4 protein-coding genes and 1 riboswitch are annotated in these 5,776 nt (G+C 26.0%); of the genes, 2 read left to right on the forward strand and 2 right to left on the reverse strand.

The features are described 5' to 3' along the window. Window positions 1-299 precede the first annotated feature (299 nt). Complete coding sequence (locus R5Z65_RS09265) at window positions 300-923, forward strand: cytidylate kinase-like family protein (RefSeq protein ID WP_317368710.1); 624 nt, start codon at window positions 300-302, stop codon at window positions 921-923. Window positions 924-986: 63 nt separating this feature from the next. On the opposite strand, the gene R5Z65_RS09270 is transcribed toward R5Z65_RS09265, so the two are convergent. After that, window positions 987-1,520, reverse strand: a complete 534-nt coding sequence (locus R5Z65_RS09270; RefSeq protein ID WP_317368711.1) for a DUF1836 domain-containing protein — start codon at window positions 1,518-1,520, stop codon at window positions 987-989. Between the two features lie 133 nt (window positions 1,521-1,653). Next, a riboswitch (ZMP/ZTP riboswitch) is annotated at window positions 1,654-1,732 on the forward strand. A 54-nt stretch (window positions 1,733-1,786) separates the two neighbouring features. On the opposite strand from R5Z65_RS09270, the gene purH reads away from it, so the two are divergent. Further along, the gene (purH, locus tag R5Z65_RS09275; protein WP_317368712.1) at window positions 1,787-3,340 is read left to right on the forward strand and encodes a bifunctional phosphoribosylaminoimidazolecarboxamide formyltransferase/IMP cyclohydrolase; all 1,554 of its coding nucleotides are present in this window, start codon (window positions 1,787-1,789) and stop codon (window positions 3,338-3,340) included. A 117-nt stretch (window positions 3,341-3,457) separates the two neighbouring features. Here the strand turns inward: purH and R5Z65_RS09280 are convergent, their stop codons facing one another. Beyond that, entirely contained in the window at window positions 3,458-5,710 is a 2,253-nt protein-coding gene (locus R5Z65_RS09280; protein WP_317368713.1) for a methyl-accepting chemotaxis protein, read from the reverse strand. Window positions 5,711-5,776 lie beyond the last annotated feature (66 nt).

The raw sequence follows: 5,776 nt of genomic DNA on the forward strand, positions 1-5,776 counted from the left end.
AATATTTTTTTAAATTTTCTAATATATAGTTACATATTAATTTACTATCATCACATATCCCTATATTTAACATATATACTGCTCCTTATTATTATATATATATATTATATCAAATTTATTATATACTTACAATATAATAATACTTATTAAAATTTAATAAATATTATTATATTGTATAATTTTATTATTATTTTATGCCACATATAAAGATTTAATATTATTTTTATATAAAAAATGTATTTGTTTTTTATTTTATTTATGATATAATTAGTAAAAAATGGATTTAGGAGGAATTTATTATGTGTAAAAAAACAATTGTAACAATTTGTAGAGAATTTTGTAGTGGTGGTAAAGAAGTTGGTTCTAAACTTGCTAGTAAACTAGAATGCGAATTTTATGATAAAAACCTTATATCTTTAGCAGCAAAAGAAAGTGGATTTACAGAAACATTATTTGAAGATATTGATGAAAAACCTACAAACAGCTTTTTATATTCCATAGCTATGGGTACACCCTCTACAACCGGACTATTCTTCCAAAATAACGATTTTTTAACAAATGATAAACTTTTTGGTATACAATCTGAAGTTATAAAGCGTATAGTAAATGAAAAATCTGCTGTTATAGTTGGTAGATGTGCTGACTACATACTTAGAGAAGAAAAAAACCTTGTAAAAGTATACCTTAGAGCAGATATTGATTTTAGAATTAAGCGTTTATTAGAAATAGACAAAGAAGTTGATAAAAAACACGCCGAAAATGTACTTTATAAAACAGATAAAAAAAGAGGACACTATTATAGCTATTATACAGGTAGAGATTGGAGCAACACTACAAACTATGATTTAGTTATAAATACTAGCAAAATTGGGATAGATAATTCTGTAGACTTAATTTTAAACTATATTAATTCTATGCAATAATATGTTAAGTGCATCTAAATATTTTTATAATATTATTAGGTGCACTTTTTGTTAAATATTTAGTTATTTTTTAAAATATAAATCTATTATTTTTTCTGCTAAATACTTTCTTTGGTTAGCCTCGTTAATAATATTTAATAAAAATATTATTAAATTTGTTCTATCTTCTTCATTTTTTTCTACACTAGATAAAAAATTCTCCACATCTTTATAAAAATTATTATCTGATATCTTTTTATTATATATAAATTTAGTGTATATATCTTCTATATTTTTTTCTTTATTTTTTAGTATTAATCCTATATCATTTATAGAAAGTATAGATTTTAAATGATATATTAAAATTAATAATATCAAATGTTCTTTATTATATTTTTTTTTATTGGGTGGAGATAAAATTTTATCTTTTGTATAATTATTTATCATTGTTTTTGTTATTATTTTTTGGTCATCATTTCTTTTATAAGCATTAAGGCTATCATCTATAAATGTAGTAACTTGGTCCATATATAATTCTATATTAGGTATTTTATCTATATTTATATCTTCTATATTTATGTACTCCTTTAAAACATCTAATATTTCTTTTTCATTCATATTATTTCCTCCATAAAATATAATTCTCTTAACAAATAGTATATCAAATATTATAAAACTGTCAAATAATATCTATAATATTGACAATATCTATTTTTAGTGATATTATTATTACATATTAAAAATTAAATATAATGTTTTGTACAACTGGCGGTATGTGAATTAACACAGGGGAGTACAAAATTTATTAATCGTCCGTCTGGGTAATTTTTTATTGCACAGGTGGGCTTTTTTATTTACTAATTTTATTAAAAAGGAGTTTTATTATGAAAGCATTAATTAGTGTATCAGACAAAACAGGTATTGTAGATTTTTCAAAGCAACTAGAAGATTTAAATATTGAAATTATATCGACAGGTGGTACATATAACCTACTTAAAGAAAATGGTATAAAAGTAACAAATATTTCTGATGTTACTGGTTATCCAGAATGTTTAGATGGTAGAGTAAAAACTCTACACCCTAATATACACGCAGGTATATTGGCTATTAGAGATAATAAAGAACATATGGAGCAAATAGAAAAATTAAATATATCTCTTATTGACATAGTTGTTGTTAATTTATATCCTTTTAAACAAACTATTTTAAAAGAAAATGTTTCTTTAGAAGAAGCAATAGAAAATATAGATATTGGTGGACCTAGTATGCTTAGAGCTGCTGCCAAAAATTATCAAGATGTTTCTGTTATTACATCTAATGAAGACTATAACAAAGTTTTAGAAGAGCTTAAAACTAATGGCAAAGTATCTAAAGAAACTAATTTTTATTTATCTGCCAAAGTTTTTAGCCATACGGCTCATTACGATACACTAATAGCTAATTATATGAAAGAAAAAGCAAATTTACCTAAATATGACGATACTATTACTATGACTTTTGAAAAAGTTCAAGATATGAGATATGGAGAAAATCCTCATCAAATGGCTTGCTTTTATAAAGAAATTGGACATAACAAAGGTATGCTTACAAACTTTAAACAACTTCACGGAAAAGAAATGTCATTTAACAATGTAAATGATACAAACGGTGCATTAGACCTTTTAAAAGAATTTGATGAGCCTACTATAGTTGCTTGCAAACACTCTAACCCTTGTGGTGTTGCTAGTGCTTCAAGTATATATGATGCTTATGTAAAAGCATATAATGCAGACCCTACTTCTATTTTCGGAGGTATTGTTGTATCTAATAGAGAAATAGATGAAAAAACTGCCCTAGAAATGAATAAAATTTTCTTAGAGGTTATACTAGCTCCTAGTTTTACTAAAGAAGCTCTTGATGTATTAACAAAAAAAGCTAATATACGCTTATTAACTCTTGATAATATTGATAAAAAGCAACCTGTAACTGCTTTTGACATTAAAAAAGTTTCTGGTGGTATACTGGTACAAGATATTAATAATGCTCTTTTATCTCAAGATGAATTAAAAGTTGTAACAAAAAGAAAACCTACAGATAAAGAAATGGAAGATTTAATATTTACTTGGAAAATAGTAAAATATGCTAAATCTAATGGTATTGCCTTAGGTAAAAATAAACAATCTATTGGTATAGGTAATGGACAAGTAAACAGAATTTGGGCAACAAGACAAGCCATCGAACACGGACAAGAAATGATAGATAAAGATGTTATAAAAGATAGTGTATTAGCATCTGATGCCTTTTTCCCTTTTGATGATTGTGTGAGAGAAGCTATAAAAAATGGTGTAACTGCTATTATACAACCAGGTGGCTCTATAAGAGATGAAGATTCTATTAAGCTTTGTGATGAGCATAATATAGCAATGGTATTTACAAATATTAGACATTTTAAACATTAATTTTATATTACTTAAATAATTACTTATTTTAATTTTTTAGTATTAATATTCATATAAAATACCCCATATATTATTAAATAATATATGGGGTATTTTATATGACATTTTTTGTTATAATTAAATATTGTCTTTTAATTTAAAATCTGACACAGAAGCATAGAATACTTCAGCTTGACTTGAAAGTTCTTCTGCTGCAGCTGCAGATTCTTCGCTAGTAGCAGTGTTATTTTGTGTAACAGTTGCTATTTGTTGAATACCTTCTGTAATTTGTTTAATAGAAACTTCTTGTTCTTTAGATGATTTAGCACAAGAAGATGTAAGATTAGAAATTTCTTCTATTTGTTTTACTATATCTATTAAAGATTCGGCTGTATGGTTTGCAATTCTAGAACCTTCAGATACTTTTTCTACAGAACTTTTAATAAGCTCAGTAGTTTCTTTAGCAGCTTGTTGGCTTCTTGCAGCAAGGCTTCTAACTTCTTCTGCAACAACAGCAAAACCTTTACCGTGTTCCCCTGCACGAGCAGCTTCTACAGCAGCATTAAGAGCAAGTATATTTGTTTGGAAAGCTATATCATCAATAACTTTAATAATATTAGATATACTATTAGAAGAAATATTTATATCTTCCATAGCTAATAACATTTTGTCCATTTGTTCACTACCATCATTAGCACTATTTCTAGCTTGTAAAGCAAGCTCACTAGCTTTTTCTGAGCTAATAACATTATCTCTAGATTGTTTAGAAATAGTAGTTACTGTTGAATTAAGCTCCTCTACAGAACTTGCTTGTTCTGTTGCACCTTCTGCTAAAGATATACTAGATTCTGATATTTGCTTAGAACCAATAGATACTTGTTCTGCTGATGATATAATATCTTTTGTTAAAACATTAAGGTTTTGAATAATTAAGTTTACAGATTTTTGTATTTCTTCAAAATCGCCAAGGTAATTTCTATCTATAGAAATATCAAAGTTTTTGTTAGCCATTTCATTTAATGTATTAGATATTTCTGTTATATAAGAATCAATAGTTTCTGCAGTATAATTTACAGTTTGTTTAATATTATTAAATTCACCTTTATACTCATTTGTTATTCTATGAGAGAAGTTACCCACAGAGAATTGGTTAAGTGCATTTTGAGTTTCCTTAATAGGTACAACAACATTTTCTACAAAACGGTTTAATCCTTCTATTGTATCTTTCCATTGTCCTACATATTTAGATGTATCAAGTCTAAATTCTAAATCACCTTCATTAGCTGCATCTATAAGACTTGATATGTCATTAGATACACTTTTAAGTGCACCTTGAACAGCAATAACACCCTCTTGAATAACAGCTTTTTCTCCTGGAAAGTCTTTAACTTTTACATCAAAGTTACCGTTACCAAAATCTTTAATTCTATCTACTACATATAAAGAATCTTCTATTAATTGATTTGTAACTGTATTTATAGCTTCAGTAGCTTCATTAAATGAGCCTTCATATCTAGAGCTGTTTATTCTATAAGATACATTACCTTCTTCAAATTGATTTGAAAGGTCATTAATATCATCTAATATGTATTGGAATGTTTCTGACATATCAGCAATAGCATTAGATAATTCACCTATCTCGTCAGTAACATTTGTTCTACAATTATTTTCTAAGTTACCTCTTGCAACATTTAAAGCAATACCTTTTAATTTTTCAATAGGATTTTTAATATCCCTTGATAATTTATTACCAAATAAAACTACAAAAAATTGTATGATAATAAATACAACTAAAAATTGTGTTATTCTTACTAAAGATTTTTTCTCAGATAATGAAACATCATTAGATAAACTTTCAAAAGCTTTTAAAGGAGTATTATATATAGCTTTAAAAAAGTTATTACCTATTTCTGTTAACTTGTTATCAAGTTCTTCTGCCCTTGCTTCATTTCCTTCTATCCTAGCATCAACATATTGTAAAAAACCATTATAGTATTCATCTAATAAACCTATTGTTGATGTAACTAAGTCTATTTCTTCTTTTCTAGACTCATTTTTGTTATCACCATTTATAAGATTAAGGTATTCTTCCATATGTCCTTTTGCTATTTCATAAGCTTCAGCCATATCTTTTCTTATAGTGTCTCGTGTACTAGCATCTATCTTTGTTAAATGATTAAAAGCTGTTACTCTTAAGTTTGTAACATCTTCTATAACTTCTATGCCTCTAGTTACAGCTTGTTCATTTGAATGTATAGATGATTTATAACTATTATTTGTATAGTTTATATTGGTTACTCCCATTATACCTAGCATAAAAACTAAAATAGATATTAGCCCAAAGCAAATAATAAATTTAACTTTGATTTTTAAATTTTTGTACCAATGCATTAAATTCACCTTCTCCTTTAATTTTAAATAATTTTTTGTAATTTAACTTGGATAATATAGCTATTT

The organism is uncultured Tyzzerella sp. (assembly GCF_963558545.1).
Taxonomy (GTDB): domain Bacteria; phylum Bacillota; class Clostridia; order Lachnospirales; family CAG-274; genus Tyzzerella.

Coding starts and splice junctions, on each gene's coding strand:
- R5Z65_RS09265 (WP_317368710.1), top strand. CDS start 300: ATGTGTAAAAAAACAATTGTAACAATTTGTAGAGAATTTTGTAGTGGT.
- R5Z65_RS09270 (WP_317368711.1), bottom strand. CDS start 1,520: ATGAATGAAAAAGAAATATTAGATGTTTTAAAGGAGTACATAAATATA.
- purH (WP_317368712.1), top strand. CDS start 1,787: ATGAAAGCATTAATTAGTGTATCAGACAAAACAGGTATTGTAGATTTT.
- R5Z65_RS09280 (WP_317368713.1), bottom strand. CDS start 5,710: ATGCATTGGTACAAAAATTTAAAAATCAAAGTTAAATTTATTATTTGC.